The sequence below is a fragment of the Nonomuraea solani genome, from assembly GCF_900108335.1.
GTDB classification, from domain to species: Bacteria; Actinomycetota; Actinomycetes; order Streptosporangiales; family Streptosporangiaceae; genus Nonomuraea; species Nonomuraea solani.
Genome location: NZ_FNVT01000020.1, coordinates 123,463 through 144,030, shown reverse-complemented (window position 1 = coordinate 144,030; position 20,568 = coordinate 123,463). Strand labels below are relative to the sequence as shown.

Annotated in this window: 23 protein-coding genes; 10 read left to right on the top strand and 13 right to left on the bottom strand. The window is 71.2% G+C overall.

Annotated elements, in window-relative coordinates:
• Nucleotides 1-502 precede the first annotated feature (502 nt).
• Nucleotides 503-877 (bottom strand): nuclear transport factor 2 family protein, encoded by a 375-nt coding sequence (locus tag C4V41_RS46950; RefSeq protein WP_103962628.1) that lies wholly within the window; start codon nucleotides 875-877, stop codon nucleotides 503-505.
• Between the two features lie 349 nt (nucleotides 878-1,226).
• Here C4V41_RS46950 and C4V41_RS46945 point away from each other — a divergent pair, with 349 nt between their 5' ends.
• Nucleotides 1,227-1,976, top strand: coding sequence for an SDR family NAD(P)-dependent oxidoreductase (locus C4V41_RS46945; RefSeq protein ID WP_103962533.1), 750 nt, complete (start codon nucleotides 1,227-1,229; stop codon nucleotides 1,974-1,976).
• Nucleotides 1,977-2,032: 56 nt separating this feature from the next.
• On the opposite strand, the gene C4V41_RS46940 is transcribed toward C4V41_RS46945, so the two are convergent.
• From C4V41_RS46940 to C4V41_RS46920, 4 genes are read right to left on the bottom strand one after another with little or no spacing between them, the layout of a single operon-like run.
• On the bottom strand, nucleotides 2,033-2,344 hold the full coding sequence (locus C4V41_RS46940; RefSeq protein WP_103962532.1) for a DUF952 domain-containing protein: 312 nt from the start codon (nucleotides 2,342-2,344) through the stop codon (nucleotides 2,033-2,035).
• Complete coding sequence (locus C4V41_RS46935; protein WP_103962531.1) at nucleotides 2,332-2,886, bottom strand: GNAT family N-acetyltransferase; 555 nt, start codon at nucleotides 2,884-2,886, stop codon at nucleotides 2,332-2,334. Before C4V41_RS46935 ends, C4V41_RS46940 begins: the two co-directional genes overlap by 13 nt.
• Before the next feature lie 20 nt (nucleotides 2,887-2,906).
• Entirely contained in the window at nucleotides 2,907-3,557 is a 651-nt protein-coding gene (locus C4V41_RS63510) for a TetR/AcrR family transcriptional regulator (protein WP_200824718.1), read from the bottom strand.
• Nucleotides 3,554-3,877 (bottom strand): DMT family transporter, encoded by a 324-nt coding sequence (locus C4V41_RS46920; protein ID WP_103962530.1) that lies wholly within the window; start codon nucleotides 3,875-3,877, stop codon nucleotides 3,554-3,556. Before C4V41_RS46920 ends, C4V41_RS63510 begins: the two co-directional genes overlap by 4 nt.
• Before the next feature lie 121 nt (nucleotides 3,878-3,998).
• On the opposite strand from C4V41_RS46920, the gene C4V41_RS46915 reads away from it, so the two are divergent.
• The gene (locus tag C4V41_RS46915) at nucleotides 3,999-4,955 is read left to right on the top strand and encodes a radical SAM protein (RefSeq protein ID WP_235030816.1); all 957 of its coding nucleotides are present in this window, start codon (nucleotides 3,999-4,001) and stop codon (nucleotides 4,953-4,955) included.
• Nucleotides 4,956-4,985: 30 nt separating this feature from the next.
• Here the strand turns inward: C4V41_RS46915 and C4V41_RS46910 are convergent, their stop codons facing one another.
• The 3 genes from C4V41_RS46910 to recD2 form a co-directional block, all read right to left on the bottom strand.
• Complete coding sequence (locus tag C4V41_RS46910; RefSeq protein WP_103962529.1) at nucleotides 4,986-5,495, bottom strand: GNAT family N-acetyltransferase; 510 nt, start codon at nucleotides 5,493-5,495, stop codon at nucleotides 4,986-4,988.
• Nucleotides 5,495-6,559, bottom strand: a complete 1,065-nt coding sequence (locus C4V41_RS46905; protein ID WP_235030815.1) for a L,D-transpeptidase — start codon at nucleotides 6,557-6,559, stop codon at nucleotides 5,495-5,497. Before C4V41_RS46905 ends, C4V41_RS46910 begins: the two co-directional genes overlap by 1 nt.
• Before the next feature lie 253 nt (nucleotides 6,560-6,812).
• Nucleotides 6,813-9,026, bottom strand: a complete 2,214-nt coding sequence (gene recD2 / locus C4V41_RS46900; RefSeq protein ID WP_103962527.1) for an SF1B family DNA helicase RecD2 — start codon at nucleotides 9,024-9,026, stop codon at nucleotides 6,813-6,815.
• Nucleotides 9,027-9,142: 116 nt separating this feature from the next.
• On the opposite strand from recD2, the gene C4V41_RS46895 reads away from it, so the two are divergent.
• Nucleotides 9,143-9,337: a CsbD family protein gene (locus tag C4V41_RS46895; RefSeq protein ID WP_103962526.1), complete on the top strand. Its 195-nt coding sequence runs from the start codon at nucleotides 9,143-9,145 to the stop codon at nucleotides 9,335-9,337.
• 93 nt (nucleotides 9,338-9,430) lie between these two features.
• Complete coding sequence (locus C4V41_RS46890) at nucleotides 9,431-10,378, top strand: DUF5829 family protein (protein ID WP_200824717.1); 948 nt, start codon at nucleotides 9,431-9,433, stop codon at nucleotides 10,376-10,378.
• 33 nt (nucleotides 10,379-10,411) lie between these two features.
• Here C4V41_RS46890 and C4V41_RS46885 read toward each other — a convergent pair whose 3' ends face one another.
• Together C4V41_RS46885 and C4V41_RS46880 are read right to left on the bottom strand one after the other, a co-directional pair.
• On the bottom strand, nucleotides 10,412-11,275 hold the full coding sequence (locus tag C4V41_RS46885) for a helix-turn-helix domain-containing protein (RefSeq protein WP_103962524.1): 864 nt from the start codon (nucleotides 11,273-11,275) through the stop codon (nucleotides 10,412-10,414).
• A gap of 67 nt (nucleotides 11,276-11,342) precedes the next feature.
• A complete protein-coding gene (locus C4V41_RS46880) occupies nucleotides 11,343-12,167 on the bottom strand; it encodes an NAD(P)H-binding protein (RefSeq protein ID WP_103962523.1) in 825 nt (274 codons plus the stop codon).
• 257 nt (nucleotides 12,168-12,424) lie between these two features.
• Between C4V41_RS46880 and C4V41_RS46875 the strand changes: the two genes are divergently transcribed.
• From C4V41_RS46875 to C4V41_RS46855, 5 genes are all read left to right on the top strand, one after another.
• The gene (locus C4V41_RS46875) at nucleotides 12,425-12,715 is read left to right on the top strand and encodes a hypothetical protein (protein WP_103962522.1); all 291 of its coding nucleotides are present in this window, start codon (nucleotides 12,425-12,427) and stop codon (nucleotides 12,713-12,715) included.
• Between the two features lie 67 nt (nucleotides 12,716-12,782).
• Nucleotides 12,783-12,968, top strand: coding sequence for a DUF4236 domain-containing protein (locus C4V41_RS46870; protein ID WP_103962521.1), 186 nt, complete (start codon nucleotides 12,783-12,785; stop codon nucleotides 12,966-12,968).
• Between the two features lie 85 nt (nucleotides 12,969-13,053).
• Nucleotides 13,054-14,007: an alpha/beta hydrolase family esterase gene (locus C4V41_RS46865; RefSeq protein WP_103962520.1), complete on the top strand. Its 954-nt coding sequence runs from the start codon at nucleotides 13,054-13,056 to the stop codon at nucleotides 14,005-14,007.
• A gap of 18 nt (nucleotides 14,008-14,025) precedes the next feature.
• Nucleotides 14,026-15,579 (top strand): hypothetical protein, encoded by a 1,554-nt coding sequence (locus C4V41_RS46860; protein WP_103962519.1) that lies wholly within the window; start codon nucleotides 14,026-14,028, stop codon nucleotides 15,577-15,579.
• An 18-nt stretch (nucleotides 15,580-15,597) separates the two neighbouring features.
• Nucleotides 15,598-16,929: a serine hydrolase domain-containing protein gene (locus C4V41_RS46855; protein ID WP_103962626.1), complete on the top strand. Its 1,332-nt coding sequence runs from the start codon at nucleotides 15,598-15,600 to the stop codon at nucleotides 16,927-16,929.
• A 3-nt stretch (nucleotides 16,930-16,932) separates the two neighbouring features.
• On the opposite strand, the gene C4V41_RS46850 is transcribed toward C4V41_RS46855, so the two are convergent.
• Entirely contained in the window at nucleotides 16,933-17,808 is an 876-nt protein-coding gene (locus C4V41_RS46850; RefSeq protein WP_103962518.1) for a LysR family transcriptional regulator, read from the bottom strand.
• A gap of 70 nt (nucleotides 17,809-17,878) precedes the next feature.
• Here C4V41_RS46850 and C4V41_RS46845 point away from each other — a divergent pair, with 70 nt between their 5' ends.
• On the top strand, nucleotides 17,879-18,571 hold the full coding sequence (locus C4V41_RS46845; RefSeq protein WP_103962517.1) for a CTP synthase C-terminal region-related (seleno)protein: 693 nt from the start codon (nucleotides 17,879-17,881) through the stop codon (nucleotides 18,569-18,571).
• 221 nt (nucleotides 18,572-18,792) lie between these two features.
• Here C4V41_RS46845 and C4V41_RS46840 read toward each other — a convergent pair whose 3' ends face one another.
• Nucleotides 18,793-20,070: a hypothetical protein gene (locus C4V41_RS46840; RefSeq protein WP_103962516.1), complete on the bottom strand. Its 1,278-nt coding sequence runs from the start codon at nucleotides 20,068-20,070 to the stop codon at nucleotides 18,793-18,795.
• Nucleotides 20,071-20,105: 35 nt separating this feature from the next.
• The gene (locus C4V41_RS46835; RefSeq protein ID WP_235030814.1) at nucleotides 20,106-20,525 is read right to left on the bottom strand and encodes an SRPBCC family protein; all 420 of its coding nucleotides are present in this window, start codon (nucleotides 20,523-20,525) and stop codon (nucleotides 20,106-20,108) included.
• Between the last annotated feature and the right edge of the window lie 43 nt (nucleotides 20,526-20,568).

Here is a 20,568-nt window from a genome sequence, read left to right as displayed (position 1 = left end):
GCTCGGGCGCCTGCCGGGTGCTCCTGCGGTGGTGGGCGGGGGTTTCGTGGCTCTCTTGCGGGCGTGGCGCGCTCCTGGCGGGCGTTGACCGGGGGTTTGACGCTCTGTTGATTCGCTGTCCTTGGCGGGAGATCTGGTTTTAGGGTGGAGCTCCTGCTATTCGCGCCGCGAGAGGAGCAGCACGTGGGGAGCCAGTCGGTTTTATGTGAGGTGTGTCAGGGGGTTCTGCCCGCGTCCGGTAAGGAGTCGTACACGACGCTGCGTGGGCGGTTGATCGTGACGAACGGTTACTGTGCGGGTGGGTGCGCCGAGCGGCGTGCCGAGATGGAGCAGCAGGCTCAGACGCAGCAGATGGCGCGTCCGCAGCCGGGCCCCTCCCCTGTTCCCGCGCCGGCCTCGGTTGTTCCGCCGGTTGCGGCGGTGGGTGCGGGGCGTGCGCCGTTGCGGGTGGTGCGCTGATCGCTGGGGTGCCGGTTCTGTGCGGGCCGGTTCTGTGGGGTGGTCAGGTGTGGCCGTCGGTGGTGTGCCAGTAGTCGCGGGTCCGTACGGCGAGTCCGTCGTTGTCGAATTGTGCGAAGACGCAGCCTGCGAGGGTGATGGGGCGGCCGTTGTCGTGGGCGTGTACCCGGAATTCGATGGCTGCCTGGTCGCCGTCGACGATGGGGGTGGCGAAGGTGACGTGGGGGTCGGTTTCGTCGGTGAACGACCAGGTGATGTAGTCGGCGATGGCTTGTTTTCCGTGGTGTGGGGGGCGGAAGGGCATGCTGGTGTGGACGGCGTCGTCGCGGTAGAGGGCGGTGATGGCGGCGACGTCGTGGTGGGTCCAGCCGTGTTGCCAGGTGTGGGCGAAGTGTTGGGCGGCTTTGCGGGTGTCCATGGTGGTCATTGTGGTGGGTCCTCTCCCCTGCCGGCTGCTGTGTGGCCGGTGCGCGGGGTTGGATGACTTGCGTGCTGCTTGAGGACATGCGCGTTTCTGGCTGGAGGCCCGATATCGAGGGTCGTAGCCGAGGTCGCCAGCGTCGATGGCTGAGCGGGGCTGCGGGGGCTGGTGACGTCGGGGCCGCATTTTGAGGTGTGTCTGGCGGGGCTGGGTGATCGGGTTCCGCGTTCGGTGTAGCGGGGCGGTTTTGAGGGGTGGGTAGGGGGTTTTCCGGTGGACGGGTGCGTCCTTTACTGATCTTCATCGGGAACGCTGCCCGCCTTCTCCCCTACCCACGGAGCATTTCATGTCCGGACCCCTGACCGGTAAGGTCGCGCTGGTCACCGGTGGATCGCGCGGTATTGGCGCGGCCACTGCCCGAGCCCTGGCCGATGCCGGCGCGGATGTCGCGATCAGTTATGCGAGCGCGGTCGATTGTGCCCGTAAGGTCACCGAGGAGTTGCGGGCGGTGGGGGTGCGCGCTGATGCCTATCGGGCCGATCAGGAGCATCCTGCGCAGGTGGCCGGGCTGGTCGGTGATGTGGTGTCTGATTTCGGGCGGCTCGACATTCTGGTGAACAACGCGGCGGCTCCCGCGATGGGTTTGATCGATGATCCGGCCACCGATTATGAGGCTCTTGACCGGCAGTTCGTCATCAATGCCGGTGGGGTGCTGGCCACGATTCGGGCCGCCGCCGCGGTGCTGGGGCAGGGCGGCCGGATTGTGACGGTCGGCTCGGTCGTGGCGAGCCGTGCCGGGTATCCGGGGGTTGCGGATTATGCCGCTGCCAAGGCCGCGATCACGGCTTACTGTAAGGCGGCTGCTCGTGATCTGGCGCCGCGTGGGATCACGGTCAATGTGGTGCAGCCGGGTTCCATCGAGACTGACACGAATCCGGCTGATGGCCCGTATTCCGACATGCAGCGTGGTCTGAACGCGATGGGGCGTTTCGGTCGTCCCGAGGAGGTCGCTGCGGGCATCGCGTTTCTCGCCGGTCCTGGCGCGTCCTTTATCACGGGTGCGGTCCTGGACATTGATGGCGGCTATCTCGCTTGATCGGGGCGGTGTGGGTGCCATGCCGTCGTCTGTTGCTGTGTGCCTCTTGTGGCCGGTTATGTGCCCGGGTAGGGGCGGGTGGTGGTGACGGCGGTGATGGGGAGGGGCCCGTACAGGTGGGGGTAGCCGTTTTCGAGGCGGATGTCGAGGCCGGTGGGGTCGATGTCGAGGATGAGCAGGGGGTCGGTCTCGGTGAGGTGGCCGTAGTAGGTGGTGTGGACGGTGTGGAGTTGGTCGAGGTCGCGGCTGCAGTGGATGAAGCCCTCTTCGTCGAGGGTGCGGCCGAGGGTGGAGATGCGGTACTCCCCCGCCTTCTGGGCGTCGGCCCAGTCTCGGGCGAGGGCGAGGTGGTGGATCATGGGGTCCATTCGGTTTCGAGGATGGCGTAGATGGCTTCGGTGGCCCAGACGCCTTTGACGTACTCGTTGTCGATGAGGGTGGCTTCGCGGCGCATGTGGAGTTTTTCCAGGACGCGGGCGGAGGCGGTGTTGGCGGCGTCGAGGCGGCCGGTGATGCGGTGCAGGCGGGCGCCGGTGAAGCCGAGGGTGAGCATGGCCTGGCCGGCTTCTGTGGCGTAGCCGTGGCCGTGGTGGGCGGGGTGCAGGATGTAGCCGATCTCGCCTTGGCGGTGTTGCTTGCTGGTCCAGATGAGCAGGCATTGGCCGATGAGTTCGCCGGTGTCGCGCAGGGTGATGGCGAGGTCGATGGCGTCGCCTTCGTCGTGGAGGGCGGTGCGGGTGATCTTCTTGTCGAGGGCTTCGCGGGTGGCGTCGCGGTCGCGGGGTTCCCAGTAGAGGTGGCGGGCGACGTCGGGCATGGATTCGTAGGCGTTGACGGCGTCGAGGTCGTCGGGGGTGAAGGGGCGCAGCAGGAGGCGGGCCGTGGTGATCGGGTAGTCGGGTTTGAGCACGTGGGCAGTGTAGGGAGGGGTCAGGGGGGCGGCAATGTGTTTTTCTGGGTGGTTTGGATGGCCAGGTTGAGCAGGTGGCGGGCTTCGTCGAGGGGGCGTTGTTCGACGAGGTGCTCGAGCCAGAGGGTGGAGACGGTGGTGTAGAGGAGGCGTACGCGGGGGTCTTCGGGGGGCAGGTCGAGGGTTTCGGCGAGGAGGCGTACGCAGCCGTCGGTCCAGCGGCGGGCGATGGTCTGCAGGACGGGGTCGCGGCCGGCGTGGACGTACAGCTCCCATAGGCCGAGCTGGCGGGTGCGGTCGGTGGTGGCGACCTGGTCGATGAGGGTGGGCAGGCCGTGGTGGGTGAGCCAGGTGCGGGTGGTGGCGAGTTCGGTTTCGACGAGCTGGGCGAAGGCTTCGGCCAGGAGTTGGTCGCGTGAGGCGAAGTAGTAGGTGGTGGCGGCCAGGGGTAGGTGGGCGCGCTGGGCGACGGCTCGGTGGGTGACGGCGGCGAATCCGCCGTCGGTGAGCAGGTCGACGGCGGCGGACAGCAGGGTGGCGCGGCGGCGGCGGCCGCGGGCTTGGGTGGGGGTGTTGTGAGGGTGGGTGGGGGTGCCGGCGGGGTGTTGTGCGGGCCGGGAAAGCGGATGGTCTGGTTGGGGGGTCTGGTGCGGGTCCTGTTGCCGGTTCAATGGCCACCTGCGAGGTTGAGGACGATGACGCCGCCGATGATGAGCAGGATACCGCCGATCTTGAGGGCGGTGAGGGTCTCGCCCATGAAGGCGGCGCCGATGAGGGCGATGGCGGCGGTGCCGGCGCCGGACCAGATGGCGTAGGCGGTGCCCATGTCGAGCTGGAGTTTGAGTACGCGGGCCAGCAGGGTGAAGGAGGTGAGGTAGCCGGCGGCGACGACGATGGTCCAGCCGAGGTGGGTGAGGCCGTTGCTGAGTTTGAGTGCGGAGGTGGCGAGGACTTCGGTGGCGATGGCGAGGGCGAGCAGGATCCAGGCCATGGTGTTTCCCCCAAAAAGGCGTAAAAGTGGTACGGGTGTGCCAATTTTACTGGTGCCGCTCCCCCGCCGAGGTTGCCGAACAGCTTGAAAACGTAGTCGAATACGTGTTCCACTGGTGTACGTGGGTTGGGACGCGCTTGCTCTGGTCGATGCCGCCGATGACGGGCGGTCGCCGATCGAGCGGCGCGCCGTGGTGCGCGGCGGCTTCTACGAGCTGCAGGCCCGCACCGTGATCGAGCGGGTGCCGCAGGCCACGGGCATCGCCCAGCGGTGGGCCGTGTCTCCCTACCGAGGCTGCGCCCATGCCTGCCGCGGCTGCGGCGCCCGCGCCGGACATCGCAAGCTGGGCCTGGACGCCGGGCGTGATTTCGACACGCGGATCGTGGTGCGGCCCAACGTGGTGGAGCGGTTGCGGGCCGAGCTCGCGCGCTGGGACGGCCAGGAGCTCGCGGTGGGCGTCGGCGGCGACTGCTACCAGGCCGCGGAGGAGACCTACCGGCTGATGCCGGGCGTGATCGGCGCGCTGGCGGGGGCGGGGACGCCGTTCACCGTCTACACCAAGAGCGCGCTGGTGCTGCGTGACGCCGAGGCGCTGGCGCGGGCGGGTGCGCGGGTGGCGGTGTCGATCGCGTTCGTGGACGAGCGGATCCGGCGGGCGGTGGAGCCGGGCGCGCCGACGGCACAGGCGCGGCTGGAGCTGGTGTCGGCGCTGGTGGAGGCCGGGGTGGAGTGCCGGGTGCTGATGGCGCCGGTGCTGCCGCTGCTCAGTGACGCCGCCGATCAGCTGGCGGCCACGGTGCGGCGGATCGCGCAGACGGGCGCCCGGGCGGTGGAGCCGGTGGTGCTGCGGCTGGTGCCGGGCACGCGGGAGTGGTATCTGGAGTGGCTGGCGCAGGCGCATCCGGGGCTGGTGGAGCGCTACGAGGAGCTGTACGACCGTACAGGGTTGCCGTCGCCGGGCTATGAGGGGCGGATCACGGGGCAGATCGCGCAGTTGTGCCAGATGTACGGCATACGGTGCGGCACCCCGGAGGCGGTGTCGGGCGGGCCGCGGGCGGCGCAACTCGAACTGGTGTGACCCTCACCCCGAACGCGGCGAACGCGGTGACTAGGACAGGCGGCGGTGCAGGAGCATGCCGGGCCACTCCCCCACGGTGAACGGTGCGGCGCGGGTGAAGCCGCAGCTTTCGTAGTAGGCGACCAGGCGGCCGTCGTCCCCGGCGTAGCAGTCCACGCGCAGCAGGCCGGCACCACGGGCGCGGGCCTCGTCGGCGGCCCAGTCGAGCAGGGCGCGGCCGACGCCGTGGCCGGCGTGGCAGCGGTCGATGACCAGGGCCTGGACGTACAGTTCGGGCTCGGTGGCGGGGGTGACGTAGTCGTGGGCGGGTCCGACGACGACGCACCCGGCGGCCTGGCCGTTGTCGCGTTCGGCGATGCGCATGCCGCCGCCGTCCAGCCAGGAGGTGACCTGGCCGGTGCGTTTGGCGTTGCCGGTGAAGGGCTGGTCGCCCCATTGGCCGGTGCGGCCCTGGGCGGTGAGCCAGGCGACGGCGCTGTCGAACATGGACAGGACCAGGGGGACGTCGCCGTCGCGGCCGGGCCGGATGTGTGTGCTCATCAGGCCTTGCCGTCCAGGGCGCTGCCCTTCTTCCACTGGGAGAACGACATTTGCCAGAAGCCCCAGCCGTTGTTCCATTCCAGGGCGCGGTCGGTGCCGACGATGTCGACGACGTCGCCGCGCTGGAAGTTGTCGTAGAACCAGCGGGCCTGGTCGGGGCGGGCGTTGATGCAGCCGTGGCTGACGTTGCGGACGCCTTGGGCCCAGACGTTGTTCTTGGCGTGGACGTACTCGCCGGAGTTGGAGATGCGGACGGCGTGGTCGATCATGACGTCGTAGTAGCCGGGGTCGCCTTTTTTGCGGCCCGGGGAGATCATGCGGACGGGGCTGCCGCGTTCCATGGTCAGGTGGACGCCGCTGGTGGTGGTGTATTCGCGGGTGGTGGCCATGCCGGCGCTGATGCGCATGGTCTGGACGCGTTTGCCGTCCTTGTAGACGTACATCATGTGCTTGCGGGTGTCGATCTTGCTGATCTGCTTGGCGCCGATCTTGAGGTTGGCGGTGTAGTCCTTGGTGCCGTAGAGGCCTTTGCCGCCTTTGATGCCGGTGATGTTGGCGTTGAAGGTGACCTTCTGGTGGGCGGGCCAGTATTTGGCGGTGCGGTAGATGACGACGGTGTCGTTGATCCAGCGCCAGGCGCCTTTGACGGGCTTTTCGGCTTCGATCTCGAGGGCGCGTTCGATGGTGGCCTTGTTGGCGACGGGCTGGTTGAAGGTCACGATGATGGGCGCGCCTACGCCGAGTTTTTCGCCCTTGGCGTTGGGGGTGACGTCGGCGACCTGGAGGGCGCGTTCGGGTTTGGCGGTGGTGAAGGTGCTGGTGGCGGTGGTGGCGCCGGCTGTGGCGGAGACGTTGTAGCTGGTCGAGGGCTTCAGCGGGGTTTTGGAGACCCAGCGGGTTTTGTCGGCGTTGAATTTGCCTTCGAGTTGTTCGCCGCCGGCTTCGACGGTGACCTTCTCCAGGGCGCCGCCCGCGGCTTCGACGGTGACCTTCTTTTCGGGGCTGACCTTGCTGGTGCCCTCGTCGGGGGTGATCTTCACGGTGGGCGCTTGGGGGGTGGCCACGGTGGTGCCCTCAGGGCTGTCGGCTGCTGGGGCGGGGGCGGGGCCGCCTGAGCATGACGCGGTCAGCGCTGCTGCGGTGAGCAGCGCGGCTGCGGTGGCGGGTCTCCTCCAAGCGGGCCTGACGTTCAAGACTTTCCTCTCCCCAAGGGCACCAAAAGGCACCTCAAAAACCTTAATGCTCCCGCATGTAAGACGCCGAATCATTTGGGAGAGTTCAGTCACATTTCCATCACTTCTGCTGGGTGCGGGCTTGTCACCGGGGCGTGAGACGGTAAGTGAGGCCGGTGTGGCGGCGGCCCGCTCCCTTGGTCCGTACGGCCTGGGCCAGCGCCCGCCGCGACCCGACGATCACGACGAGCTTCTTGGCGCGGGTGATGGCGGTGTAGAGCAGGTTGCGCTGCAGCATCATCCAGGCGCTGGTGGCCAGCGGGATGACGACGGCGGGATATTCGCTGCCCTGGGAGCGGTGGATGGAGACGGCGTAGGCGTGGGCGAGCTCGTCGAGTTCGTCGAAGGCGTAGTCGACGGATTCGTCCTCGTCGGTCAGGACGGTGAGTTTGTGCTCGTCGGGCGTGATGGCGGTGACGATGCCGACGGTGCCGTTGAAGACTCCGGCCGCGCCTTTGTCGTAGTTGTTGCGCAGCTGGGTGACCTTGTCGCCGATCCGGAAGACGCGCCCGCCTGAGCGGCGTTCGGGCATGCCGTCGCGGGCTGGGGTCAGGGCTTCTTGCAGGGCGGTGTTGAGGGCGCCGGCGCCGGCCGCGCCGCGGTGCATGGGGGCCAGGACCTGGACGTCGCGGCGGGGGTCGAGGCGGAACTTGCGGGCGATGCGGCGGGCGACGACGTCGACGGTGAGGGCGGCGATCTCCTCCGGCTCCTCGCACGGGAACAGGAAGAAGTCCTTCATGCCCTCCAGGACGGGGTGGCGGCCGGTGTTGACGCGGTGGGCGTTGACGACGACGCCGGACTCCTGGGCCTGGCGGAAGATCTGCGTCAGGCGTACGCGGGGGATGTCGCCGGCGCCCAGGAGGTCTTTGAGCACCTCCCCCGCGCCGACGGACGGGAGCTGGTCGACGTCGCCGACGAACAGCAGGTGCGCGCCGGGGGCGACGGCCTTGACGAGTTTGTTGGCCAGCAGCAGGTCGAGCATGGAGGCCTCGTCGACGACGACGAGGTCGGCGTCGAGGGGGTTGTCGCGGTCGAAGGTGGCCTCGCCGCCGGGGCGCAGTTGCAGCAGGCGGTGCACGGTGGTGGCCTCGTGGCCGGTCAGTTCGGCCAGGCGTTTGGCGGCGCGGCCGGTGGGGGCGGCCAGGATGACCTTGGCGCGTTTGGCGCGGGCCAGCAGCACGATGGAGCGTACGGTGAAGCTCTTGCCGCAGCCGGGGCCGCCGGTCAGGACGGCGACCTTCTCGGTCAGGGCCAGGCGGACGGCCTGGCGCTGCTCGGTGGCCAGTTCGGCGCCGGTCTGGGCGTGCAGCCAGGTCTCGGCGCGTTCCCAGTCGACGTCGGCGAAGGCTTTGAGGCGGTCGTGGCCGTTGCCGAGCAGTGACAGCAGGCCGGAGGCGAGTGACAGCTCGGCGCGGTGGAAGGGCGGCAGGTAGACGGCCGGTACGACGTTGTCGCCGGCCGGGATGGGCTCGCGGACAACGCCTTCGGCGGCGACGAGTTCTTCCAGGCAGCAGGACACGAGGTCGGCGGGCACGTCGAGGATCTTGACGGCGTCGCCGACGAGGTTGGGGGCGGGCAGGTAGCAGTGGCCGTCGTCGGCGGCCTCGGACAGGGTGTAGCGCAGGCCGGCCTTGACGCGTTCGGGGCTGTCGTGGGGGATGCCGACGGCCTGGGCGATGGTGTCGGCGGTTTTGAAGCCGATGCCCCACACGTCGTCGGCGAGTTTGTAGGGCTGGGTCCTGACGACGGAGATGGAGGTTTCGCCGTACTGCTTGAAGATGCGTACGGCGATGGAGGTGGACACGCCGACGCCCTGCAGGAAGATCATCACCTCTTTGATGATCTTCTGTTCCTCCCAGGCGGCGGCGATCATCTTGGTGCGTTTGGGGCCGAGGCCGGGCACTTCGACCAGGCGTTCGGGCTGCTGCTCGATGACGTCGAGGGTGCCGGTGCCGAAGTGGTCGACGATCCGCTCGGCCATCTTCGGGCCGATGCCCTTGATGAGGCCGGAGCCGAGGTAGCGGCGGATGCCCTGGACGGTGGCGGGCAGCACGGTGGTGTAGGACCAGACCTCGAACTGGCGGCCGTAGCGGGGGTGGGAGCCCCACCGGCCGTGCAGTCGCAGCGATTCGCCGACCTGCGCGCCGAGCAGCGGGCCGACGACGGTGAGCAGCTCGGAGCCGCCGCGGTCGGTGGCCACGCGGGCGATGGTGTAGCCGGTCTCCTCGTTGGCGTAGGTGATGCGTTCGAGGACGGCGTCTAAGGCGTAACCCGCCGTCGCGTCCGGACCCTGCGCCACCGAGACCTCCTCTGTCGTCCTGGGCCAGATTAGAGCAGCGGCCGGGCCGATGTTTTCGTCCCTCGCGGCCGGTAAGGGGAAGGGTTCGCGTGAATTCGACGAGGAAGGCATGTGAGATGAGCGCCGACGACAAGATCCGCAACAAGGCCCAGGAGCTCAAGGGGCGGGCGAAGGAGAACATCGGTGACGCCACCGATGATGAGGACCTGCGGGCGGAAGGGCGCGCCGATCAGGCCGAGGGCGGCCTGAAGCAGGCCGGGGAGAAGGTCAAGGACGCGGGCAAGAAGGTCAAGGACGCCTTCAAGAAGTGACGGGCGCACCCGGCCGGGGGCGTGTCATGTCGGCTGTATGGGTTCTGTCAAAACGATAGTGAAGGTGATCATCTTCGCTCTAAGATCACCTTCATGCTGATTCGCCGTACATTACGGATGATGACCGTCCTCACCGCGACCTGCGCCGTCGCTCTCACCGGAGCGATCGCGGGCGGTGCGGGGACGGCGCAGGCCGACCAGGCGCAGGCGTCGTCCCAGAAGCAGTTGCTGTTCTACAACCATGCCTACAGCGTCGTCGACCGCGAGACGGCCGACGCCGTGGAGAACTCCGCCTACCTGCGCGAGTTCGCCAACTTCGAGGTCCGCACCACGACCGGTGGCGGAATGACCTGGAAGGGCCGCTACCTCAAGGGCCGCGAGACCTACATCGAGCTGTTCGGTGAGAACGACCTGCCCGGCCAGGACGCCCTCTACGGCTCCGCCGGGCTGGCCGTGTCGGCCGACCGGGCCGGTGACCTGGCCAAGGCGACCACGGCGCTGGCCGCCCTGGGCATCAGTGACCCGGCCACGTACCGCCAGACGCGTGACTTCGGCGACGGTGTCCCGATCCCGTGGTTCGACACCATCCGCACCACCGCCGCCCAGTACGAGGCCTTCGACCCGTGGGCGATGGAGTACTTCCCGGAGTACTTCGCCGACCCGCGCAGCCAGACCGAGCCGGAGAGCCACCCCGGTGACGTCAGCCGCGAGCGCTACCTGCCCGACACCTACGCCGACCGGTTGATGCGTGACATCACCTACCTGCGCATCGGCGTCCCCGCGCGTGACCTCGCCAACACGATCCCGCTGCTCAAGGCGGGCGGGTTCGACGTCGCGACGACCGGCGGCGGCGCCATCGCCTCGGGCGGCGGCACCACCATCCAGCTCGACTCCGTCGCGCGGGAGCAGGCGGGCCTGAAGCAGGTGAGCATGTCGCTCAACCGCGCCGTGGAGACCCGGCACGAGGAGCGGATCGGGCGTTCGACGCTGGCGGTGGGCCCGGGCGCCCGCGCCGAGTGGACCTTCGACGCCCCGCGGTAACACCCCACCCGGTGCCCGGCCGGGCCTTGCTCTTTACGCCAGGGCCCGGCCGGTGCACACGAACTCTTCTCGGATCGACTCGATCAGCTCGGCCGAGGGCCGCGCTGGCAGGGCGACGCCGGCGAGGTGCTCGAAGCGCCGCTCGTACTCCTCCGCCACCCCCAGCCCCGCGTCGACGATCTCGTCGATGCCGCCCTCCCGGTACAGGATCGTCGGCAGGTCCTGCATGCTGAACAGCACGAACGAGCACGTCAGGCCCGCGTGCGCGCCCACGGAGCGGGGCACCACCCGGACCGAGACCGTCGGCCGGGCGCCCGCGTCGAGCAGGCGGGTGAGCTGGGCGGCCATCACGTCCGGGCCGCCGACCGGGCGGCGCAGCGCCTCCTCGCTCACGATCGCGTCCACCACCAGCGGGTCGGCCTCGTCGGTGAGCACCCACTGGCGGGCGATCCGCGCCCGGGCCCGTAACTGGACCAGGCCGTCCTCCTCCCAGGGCCGGTCGGCGGCGATCACCTCACGGGCGTAGTCCAGCGTCTGCAGCAGGCCGGGCACCACCTGCGCCTGCCAGTAGCGCAGCAGCCTGGCCTCGGTCTCGTAGACGACGAACCGGCCCAGCACCCGCCGGTACTGCGGATGCCACCACGGCTTGCGATGGGCGTCGGTGAGCAGGTCCAGGCAGCGCCGGCGGGTCGGCTCGTCGGCGTCGTAGACGTCGAGCACGTCGCGGACGTAGCCGGGCGTGACGAGGGTGTGGCCGTTCTCCATGTTCGACACCGTGCTGTTGGCGCAGTGCAGGCGATCGGCGGCCTGGGCGATCGTGAGACCCGCGGCGGTCCGCAACGCGCGTAACTCCCGGCCGAGCTTCTCCTGCTGTAACGGAGGGCTGATACGCGGCATGTACGGAATTGTTCCTGACTCGCCGCTCAGCCATCCATGCCCGGACCTAAATGGAGTTCATTCGTAATCAGGAAAGAGCCGGGTGTCGGCCGCCCGCGAAGGCGGGCGCGTGCTCGGCCGCCCACGACGCGAACGTGCGCGCCGGGCGCCCGGTGACCTGCTCCACGGCGGCGGTCACCGGGGCGGGGCCGTGGGTCATGGCGGCCTGGGCGCGCAGGATCCCGTCCACGGCCTCCGGGGGCCAGCCGCGTTCCAGCATCCGCCGCCGGGCCTCGGCCGGGGAGTCCTCCTGCCAGCGCACCGGGCGGCCGATCGCCTCGCCGATGACGCGGGCCTGCTCGGCCTGGGTCAGCGAGTGCGGGCCGGTCAGCTCGTAGACGGTGCCGGTATGGCCAGGCCGGGTCAGGGCCCGCACCGCGACCGCGGCGATGTCCCGCTCGTGGATCAGCGACATGGCGGCCCGCCCGTACGGCTCACGCACCACGCCCCCGGCCCGGATCCGTTCGGCCCAGCGCAGGGTGTTGGCCGCGAAGGCGTGCGGCCGCAGCACGGTCCACTCCATCCCGGAGGCTTCGATCAGCCGCTCCGCCTGCCGTTCGTGCTCGCGTACCGCCGCCGACGACAGGTACACCACCCGGCGGGCCTGCCCGGCCGCCCGCGCCAGCACCGCCTCCAGCCCCTCGGCCGAGGCGAACGGCCAGATGAGGAACACCGCCTCCACCCCGTCGACCGGCAGATCGCCGGGCACCGACACATCGCCGAGCACACTCTCGGCCGCGGGCGGCGGATCGGCCGGGCGCCGGGTCAGCGTGCGAACCCGCTCCCCCGCCTCCAGCAGATGCGCCGTCACGTGGCGGCCGACGGTGCCACTCGCCCCGGTGACCAGAATCATGCGATGCCTCCCCTTTCACTGAAGGTCAACCGTATGAGGGATGCACGGGACAACCAATGCTTGAAAGTCCAGGATTCATAGTCGATCGTCTCGCTGGAGGTCTCTTCGCGAAGGGTGCGCTCAGATACCGGCGCCACCGCCACGTCTGTGTACGCATACCGCACACAACTGTCGTGACACGGTAAGTAGCCGATCACTTACCCGCCGTACAAGATGGTCTCGGCCAAGCACTGTCGTCTCGAGAACGGAATCCGCTCATGCGACGCATCACCACCGCCCTCGCCGCCCTCACCGCCGCCGGCGCGCTGGCCCTGGCCCCGATCAGCCCGGCGCTGGCGGCCAACGGCGTTCTCGTCCTCAACGGAGAGGCCCTGTTCGACCCCTCCGGCTGCTTCGACAGCGACCGCTGGCCCTTGGCGGTCGAGAACCATACCGACGGAGTCGTCATCGTCTTCGACGAGCCGGGCTGCGGGGGGCCGCCGTCCGACTTCGTCTACCCGGGCGGCTCCACCGTGTCGGAGTTCGGGCAGAGCGTCTATATCCATTAGAAACCCATGAACGCGCCTTGATCGGGTAGTGGAACGCCCTCGCGAACTCACCATGGAGGAATGCGATATGGGATGGAGCTACCGAAAGTCGATCAAGGCCGGCCCGTTCCGGCTGAACCTGTCCCGCCGCGGCGTGGGGCACAGCTGGGGCAACCGGCTGTTCCGGGTGACACGTACGGCCGACGGCCGCCGTACGCTGTCGGTCAACTTGCCCGGCGGCTTCCACTGGCGCAAGACCCTCGGCGGCCGCTGACCGCTGACGGCAACGGGCCGGAGACGCCACGTCTCCGGCCCGTTCCCGTGCGCGAAGGCGCGCGGGAGAGCACACTTCTCCCAAGATGCCCACACGCCTGATCATCGTGCTGACGGCCGCGCTGCTCGCCGCCCCCCGCTGCGGCGCCGCACCGCCGCCGCCCCCCGAACTGCCCAAGGCGCCCGCCCGGGCCTCCGCGGGCTGCGGCGCCGAACGGCCGCTGGCGCCCGGCCGGCACACGATCTCCGCCGGCGGCCTGAAACGCCGCTTCCTGCTGTCGGTGCCCACCGGCGACGGGCCCCACCCCATCGTCTTGGACCTGCACGGCCTCAATTCCACCGCCGCCCGCCAGGCCGTCTACAGCCGCCTGCCCGAGGACGGCGCACGGCGCGGCTACATCGTCGCCACCCCGCAGGCCGCCCCGGGCCGCATGGGCTGGACCCTCCCCCACACCGGCGGCCCCGACGACAGCGCGTTCCTGGCCGCGCTGCTCGACCACCTCGAACGCGGCCTGTGCGCCGACCCCCGCCGCGAGTTCGCCGCCGGCATGTCCTACGGCGCCGGCATGGCCACCGGCCTCATCTGCTCCCTCGACGGCCGGCTGGCCGCCGTCGCCGCCGTGGCCGGGCTCAACATCCTGCCGCCCTGCGACGGCGCCCGCCCCACCACGATCGTGGCCTTCCACGGCACCGCCGACCGCATCGTCCCCTACCGGGGCGGCCACCCGTTCCAGGACGCGACGGGAAACCTGCGCGGCCTCGCCGACCTGGTCACGCTCGCGCCCGTCGAACGGGCCGCCCGCGGCTGGGCGAAACTGCTCGGCTGCGGCGGGCCTGCCGGACGTCGTGTCACCCGTCAGGTACGCCTGCAGGACTGGAAATCCTGCCCCGCCGGCATGAGACTGCGCCTGTACACGATCGACGGAGGCGGCCACACCTGGCCCGGCTCCCTCCAGGTGCCCGGGCTCGGCGGCACGACCCGCGATGTGGACGCCACCGCCGTCATCCTCGACACCTTCGACCACGCCCCCTCCCGTTAGCCCTTAGGGGAGAACATCATGACCGATGAGGTACGCGTCACGATCGAAGCAGTCCCCCGCACCGGCCTGAGCGCGCAGCGGCTGCGCGAGGCGGTCGCCGGCCACCCCGACGCGCTCGCGGCGCTGGAGGTCGCCGACCCGGCCAGGCTCACCGTCGGCTTCGCGCCCGGCCTCGGCCACGACCCCGGCGAGAACGCCCCGTTCCAGGCCACCGTGTTCGACCCGGCCGGCAACCGCGCCGTCGAACTGCGCGGCACCCTGGACCGGCCGGAACGCGCCGAACTACGGCCCAGCTCCTACCGGCCGCAGCCCGGCCGCGAGGAACTCGTCGCCGCCGCCGCGATCCTGCGCGCCGACCCCCGCTTCCCCGCCGGCGACGACGTCGTCGTCTACCGCCCCATGCCGCCCCTGGCCGACGCCGAGAACCCCGACGGCACCACCGTGCGCCGCCCCACCCTCGGCCTGTACACGCCGGGCGAGCCCACCGGGCTGCGGCACCGCGTCGTGGCCGTCGACCTGGCCGCCCGGTCGGTCGACTGGACCCCGGCGGGCGTCAACGTCCGCATGCACCACGACTGCGAGAACAGCGTGCCGGAGGGCATCGACGAGCTGACCGACCGCGGCGGCCCCGACCAGGTCCGCGTCCGCGTGCACCGCGGCGCCACCGAACTGTGGAACCTGCTGGTCGTACGGCCGCGCGCCTCCGCCCCCCAAAACCCCGGCATGGGCGGCGGCGTCGAGCTGCGCCAGGTCCGCTACCGCGGCCGGCTCGTGCTGCGCCAGGCGCACGTGCCCATCCTCAACGTCGAATACGACGAAGGCACCACCTTCCGCGACGACGTCGCCTTCGAGACCCGGTTCAACGCCCACGGCACCGACCCCGTCGGCTGGGGCTGGCGCCTGTGCACCACCGCCCCCCGCACCATCCTGGAACGCCCCGACACCGACGCCGGCAACTTCCAGGGCGTCGCCTTCCACTACGACGGCGAGGAGCTGCGCATCGTCAGCGAACTGGCCGCCGGCTGGTACCGCTACGCCAGCGACTGGCGCCTGGCCGACAACGGCGACATCTCCCCCAGGTTCGGGTTCGCCGCCACCGCCAACCCCATGACGTGCCTGGTCCACCGCCACCACGCCTACTGGCGGCTCGACTTCGACGTCGAGGGCGCCGGCAACGACGTGATCGAGCAGATCGACGACACCGGCTCGCTCATTCCCGAACCGGTGCCGATCATCCGCGAGACCTCCCGCCGGCGCCGCCACCCCGCCCGCTACTGGCAGGTACGCGACAAGGCCTCCGGCCGCGGCTACCAGATTCACCCCGGCCCGTTCGACGGCACTGCCGACGCCTACGGGGTGTCCGACCTGTGGTTCCTGCGCCACCACCCGCGCGAGCTCGACGACGGCAACCCCGGCCCCCGCGACCGCGCCGCGCTCAACCGCTTCCTCAACGGCGAGAGCCTCAACAGCACCAACGTCGTCGTCTGGTACGCCGGCCACTACTTCCACGACCAGGCCCACCCACAGCCCCACCAGGGCGAGCTGATCGGGCCACGGCTGGTGCTCATTTAGCCACTAGTGTTGTCGCTCATGACTCAGGTGGGACACTCGACGGCGCGCGCCCTGCTGCACCGGCTGGCCGTCGAACAGGCCGAATGCAGGGTGCCGTCGCTGACGGCGGCGATCGTCCGCGACGGGCGCACGGCATGGTTCGGCGGGCGCGGCCGCGTCGGCGGGGCCGCGCCCACCGCCGCCACCCAATACCGCATCGGCTCCATCACCAAGAGCATGGTCGCCGTCGTCGTCATGCGGCTGCGCGACGAAGGCGTGCTGCGGCTGACCGACCCCCTCGACGAGCACCTGCCCGGCACCGAGCTCGGCCACCTCACCATCGCCCAGCTCCTGTCGCACACCGCCGGCCTCACCGCCGAACCGCCCACCGCCTGGTGGGAACGCACCCCCGGCGTGCCCGCCGCCGACCTGCTGGAACGCCTCGGGCCCGGCGACCTCAAACACCGGCCGGGGCGGCGCTTCCACTACTCCAACGTCGGCTTCGCCGTGCTCGGCGAACTCATCGCCCGCCGGCGCGGCACCACCTGGCTCAAGGCGCTGCGCGCCGAGGTGCTCGACCCGCTCGGCATGACCGCCACCACCGCCCGCCCCCGCGCCCCGCACGCCACCGGCTACGCCGTGCACCCGTGGGCCGACGTGGTGCTGACCGAGCCCGAACACGACGCCGACGCCATGGGCCCGGCCGGGCAACTGTGGTCCACGCCGCACGACCTGGCCCGCTGGGCGATCTTCCTCGGCGGCGACACCGGCGGCGTGCTCTGCCCCGACACCCTCGCCGAGATGCGCGAACCGGCCGGCGTGGACGACGGCGACGCCTGGACCGGCGGGTTCGGGCTCGGCCTGCAACTGGCCAGGAACGGCGGCCGCCGCCTGGCCGGCCACACCGGGTCGATGCCCGGATTCCTGGCCACCGTGTGGGCCGAGCCGCGCGACGGCCTCGGCGCGCTGTTCATGGCCAACACCACCGCCGGAATGACCGGCACCCTGCTGTACGACCTGCTCGACATTCTGGAGGAGCACGAGCCGCGGCTGCCCGACGAGTGGCGGCCCGTGCCCGCCGACCCCGACCTGCTCGCGCTGACCGGGCTGTGGCATTGGGGGCCGAAGCCGTACGCGCTGCGGATGCTGCCCGAGCGGGGGCTGTCGCTGGAGCCCGTCAGCGGCGGCGGCCGGGCCTCCCGGTTCGTGCCGCAGGACGACGGGACGTGGCTCGGGCTCGACGGCTACTACGCCGGCGAGACGCTGCGGGTGGCGGCCGACCACCTCGACCTCAACACCTTCATCTTCACCCGCGAGCCCTACGACCCGGCCGCGCCGGTGCCGGGCGGGCCGGGCGACTGGCACGCCTGACCGTCAGCCCGACAGGTCCTTGACCAGGTCGGCGGTGCCGGGCGGCAGGGTTCCGTGCAGCAGCTCCACCCGGTGCACCAGGCGGGGCGCGGCCAGCGGCACCCCGGCGACCAGGGGCGTCAGGGCCGAGGCGGGCAGCAGGGTGAGGCCGTGCCCGGCCGCGACCAGCGCGAGCACCGTGTGGACGTCGTCGCCCGTGTGCTCCAGCCCGGTGGGGAAACCGTCACCCGCCGGGTCGCCCATCAGGTCGCGCAGCCGGGCGAGCGGGCACAGCGGCGAGCGCACCCAGCGGGCGTCCACCAGGCCGGCCAGCCGCAGCGCCGCCCGGCCCGCCAGTGGGTGATCGACCGGCAGCGCCACGGCGAGGTCCTCCTCCGACACGCGGGCGGTGGTCATCGGGCCGGCGTCGGGCAGGCGCAGCGGGTCGCTGGGGGCGGCGATGCCGTCGACCAGGCCCACGTCGGCCTCCCCTTCGGCGACCATGGCGGTGACCTGGTCGAGGCCGCAGGTGTGCAGGGCGACCTCCAGGCGCGGCCGGCGCGCCCGTACACCGGCCAGGCGGCGCGCCAGGACCGGGCCGGTGGACAGCGGGGTGGCGGCCAGGCGCAGCCGGTGCCGGGGCCGGGCGGCGGCGCGCAGCACGTCGGCGCGGGCCGCGCGCAGGCGCAGCAGCAGCGGAGCGGCGTGTTCGAGCAGCCGCGCGCCGGCCGGGGTGGGCTCGACCGGGCGGCGGCGCAGCAGCGGCAGCCCCAGATCGGCCTCCAGGGCGGCGATCTGCTGGGAGATCGCCGACTGCGTGTAGCCGAGCTCGGTGGCGGCGGCGGAGAACGAGCCATGGCGGGCGACGGCCACGAACGTGGCCAGCAGGTGAGGGTCCATCAGTGTTGCTTATAGCAGATGCAGGTTTCATCGTTGGCGCTTAACCGGGGTGGGCGGTCACGATGGGGGCATGAGAATCGCTCTTGTGGGGGATCGCTCCCCCAGCGTCCGGTCCCACACCCGGATCCCGCTGCTGATGCGGGCGTTGCGGGAACGCGACGGCATCGTGCTGGACCCGTACTGGATCGCCACCACCGACGTGAGCGGGCTGGAGGGGTTCGACGGGATCTGGGTGCTGCCCGGCAGCCCGTACCGGGACGAGGCGGGCGCCGTCGAGGCGGCGCGGGTGGCGCGGGAGCGGCGGATCCCGTTCCTGGGCACGTGCGCCGGGTTCCAGCACATGCTGCTGGAGTACGCGCGGCACGTGTGCGGGCTCGACGTGGCGCACGCCGAGAACGAGCCGGGCGCGCGCGACTTCCTGCTCACGCCGCTGGCCTGCTCCCTGGCCGGCCACGAGGGCCTGGTACGGCTCACGCCCGGCACCCTGATCGAACAGATCATGGGCGCGACCGTCACCACGGAGGCCTACATCTGCTCCTACGGCCTCAACGAGGACTACAAGCGCACACTGGCCGGGCACGGAATGGTCTTCTCCGGGCACGCCGACGACGGCACGGTACGCGCGGCCGAACTGCCCGGGCACCCGTTCTTCCTGGCCACCATGTTCCAGCCGGAACTGGCCGGCGACGGGCACCGCCCGCACCCGGTGATCTCGGCGTTCGCCGCCGCGGTCACCCGCCGGCAACTGACATCCGCCGGCTGAGACCCCCGTTCGCCGCCGCCCGCATCTGTTGAAGAGCGGGCATGGCTGCGCCGGCCGTGCCGGTCGGGATCGATCGTCCGGCGGACAGGTCGGCGAGCACCTGCCGGAACAGGTCATGGGGTTCGACCATCACGATGTGCACACCTGCCCACGGTGAGGTACGCGTTCCCGCATGTCATGAGGTAGTTGTCCCGGGACGGCCAGGAACGTCGGGCGGGTGTTCAGCCGGCGGTGGTCTCGGCGTGGCGGAGGGCGCGCAGGCCCGGCAAGGGGACGGCCCCCAGGCCGGCGCTCAGGTCGGCGCTCAGGTCGGCGCCGGTGGCCGGGTCCAGGCGCAGCACCTGGTCGGCCGCGCCCGCCAGGAGTTGTCCCGGCAGGTGCGCCAGCCCGCGTGCCGGTCCCGGCAGGTCCCGGGCGGCCTGCGGCGCCAGCGTCCGGGCGTCGGCCACGGTCAGCCGGGTGCCGGCCGCCACGTACAGGTGGCCGCCGCCGGCCGCCGCGAACGCCTCCCCGGCCGGTGCCTTGCCCAGCAGGGCCGATCGGCTGATCGTCAGGTTCTCGGTCGAGGCCAGGAGCGCGCGGCCGGTGGAGGCGTCGAACACGTACAGGCTCGTGCCGGCCAGCGCGAGCGTGTGGGCTTCCGGGGGGCCGAGGCCGAACGGGGCGGGCAGGTCCAGGCAGTACGCCCAGCGCTGGTCCAGGTGCAGGACATGGACGAAGGCGTGCACACCGGGGCTGAGGTCGGTGCCGGCGGCCAGGTCGCGGGTGTGCAGGTGGGCGTCCTGGTGGGTGTAGAGCGTGTAGAGGATGTTCTGGACGGGGTCGAGGACGGCCTGGCGGCCCTGGCCGCGCATCTCCTCCTCCTGTCCGGGCGGGACCTGCTGTTTGTCGCGGGTGCTGAGGGCCGTCATGCGGCCGCGGGCCAGGTCGCAGGCGCGGACGCGGTAGCGGTCGGGGGCGGCGGGGGGCAGGCGGTCCAGGACGTACAGGGTGGCGCCGTCCGGGGAGAAGGCCTCCGGTTCGATGTTGCCCGCCAGGCGCAGGGTGCGCGGGCGGCCGTCGCCGGCCAGGGTCAGCGTGGTACGGGTCCGCGGCCCCGGCGGCGGCCCGATCACCACCAGATCGGCCGAGACCGCCTTGATCTGCCCGCCCCCGGCCGGCAGATCGTCGATGAGCGTGCCGTCGCCGGCCTGGTAGGTGCGCAGGCGGCCGCGGTCGAGCTGGTAGATCCTGGCCCAGCGGGCCTCGGCGACGGCGCCCGGGTAGGTGGCGCGTACCCGGCCGGTGAGCAGGTCGGCCACGGCCAGCCCGGCGGCGGTGTCGGCGAACAACCGGCCGGAACGGGACACCGCCGCCGAAGCGGACGGCGCCGCGGACGGGGCCTGGACGTGCCGGTCCGCGGACGGAGGCTGGGCGCGTGGGGCCTCGGCGGTGCAGGCCGACAGCAGGGCCGCGCCCCCGGCGAGGGTGAGCGCCTGGCGTCTGGTGTAGGGGGTCATGCCATGCCTACACCGCCCGGACCGCCCAGGTTCCGCTACGTCAGGAGGGTTGCGAGTTTGCGCAGGGAACGGCGTACCAGGGCGAGCGCGATCGGGCGGACGAACGGCCACCCGGCCCGGCCCAGCGGCCCGAACGGGAGCTCCAGCCGCTCGGCCCACACCACCCGGCTGCCCCCTGCCTGCGCGGACACCCGGATGGCGCCGAGACCGCGGACGAGCCGGCCGGTGTGGGTGACGCGCAGCAGCGTCGGCGGCTCCCAGTGCGTGATCGTCATCGTGTCCAGGAAACCGAACGGCCGCACCCCCGTGTACGCCTCCAGCCCGTAGTCGCCCACGGTCCGGGCGGTGGTCATGAACATCCACTCCTGGTGCCGGGGCCAGTCGGTGATCAGCGCGAACACCTGCTCCGGCGGTGCCGGCAGATGTGCGGCGGCGGCCGCGTAAATGGGTTTCACCACGAAATCCCCGCCTCTGAAGCAACGTCCCTGGAACCCAGTG

Excerpts from the sequence above, each read along its gene's own strand:
- C4V41_RS46950 (WP_103962628.1), bottom strand. The coding sequence starts at position 877 with ATGGACACCCGCAAAGCCGCCCAACACTTCGCCCACACCTGGCAACAC.
- C4V41_RS46945 (WP_103962533.1), top strand. The coding sequence starts at position 1,227 with ATGTCCGGACCCCTGACCGGTAAGGTCGCGCTGGTCACCGGTGGATCG.
- C4V41_RS46940 (WP_103962532.1), bottom strand. The coding sequence starts at position 2,344 with ATGGACCCCATGATCCACCACCTCGCCCTCGCCCGAGACTGGGCCGAC.
- C4V41_RS46920 (WP_103962530.1), bottom strand. The coding sequence starts at position 3,877 with ATGGCCTGGATCCTGCTCGCCCTCGCCATCGCCACCGAAGTCCTCGCC.
- C4V41_RS46910 (WP_103962529.1), bottom strand. The coding sequence starts at position 5,495 with ATGAGCACACACATCCGGCCCGGCCGCGACGGCGACGTCCCCCTGGTC.
- C4V41_RS46895 (WP_103962526.1), top strand. The coding sequence starts at position 9,143 with ATGAGCGCCGACGACAAGATCCGCAACAAGGCCCAGGAGCTCAAGGGG.
- C4V41_RS46890 (WP_200824717.1), top strand. The coding sequence starts at position 9,431 with ATGCTGATTCGCCGTACATTACGGATGATGACCGTCCTCACCGCGACC.
- C4V41_RS46885 (WP_103962524.1), bottom strand. The coding sequence starts at position 11,275 with ATGCCGCGTATCAGCCCTCCGTTACAGCAGGAGAAGCTCGGCCGGGAG.
- C4V41_RS46880 (WP_103962523.1), bottom strand. The coding sequence starts at position 12,167 with ATGATTCTGGTCACCGGGGCGAGTGGCACCGTCGGCCGCCACGTGACG.
- C4V41_RS46875 (WP_103962522.1), top strand. The coding sequence starts at position 12,425 with ATGCGACGCATCACCACCGCCCTCGCCGCCCTCACCGCCGCCGGCGCG.
- C4V41_RS46870 (WP_103962521.1), top strand. The coding sequence starts at position 12,783 with ATGGGATGGAGCTACCGAAAGTCGATCAAGGCCGGCCCGTTCCGGCTG.
- C4V41_RS46865 (WP_103962520.1), top strand. The coding sequence starts at position 13,054 with ATGCCCACACGCCTGATCATCGTGCTGACGGCCGCGCTGCTCGCCGCC.
- C4V41_RS46860 (WP_103962519.1), top strand. The coding sequence starts at position 14,026 with ATGACCGATGAGGTACGCGTCACGATCGAAGCAGTCCCCCGCACCGGC.
- C4V41_RS46855 (WP_103962626.1), top strand. The coding sequence starts at position 15,598 with ATGACTCAGGTGGGACACTCGACGGCGCGCGCCCTGCTGCACCGGCTG.
- C4V41_RS46850 (WP_103962518.1), bottom strand. The coding sequence starts at position 17,808 with ATGGACCCTCACCTGCTGGCCACGTTCGTGGCCGTCGCCCGCCATGGC.
- C4V41_RS46845 (WP_103962517.1), top strand. The coding sequence starts at position 17,879 with ATGAGAATCGCTCTTGTGGGGGATCGCTCCCCCAGCGTCCGGTCCCAC.
- C4V41_RS46840 (WP_103962516.1), bottom strand. The coding sequence starts at position 20,070 with ATGACCCCCTACACCAGACGCCAGGCGCTCACCCTCGCCGGGGGCGCG.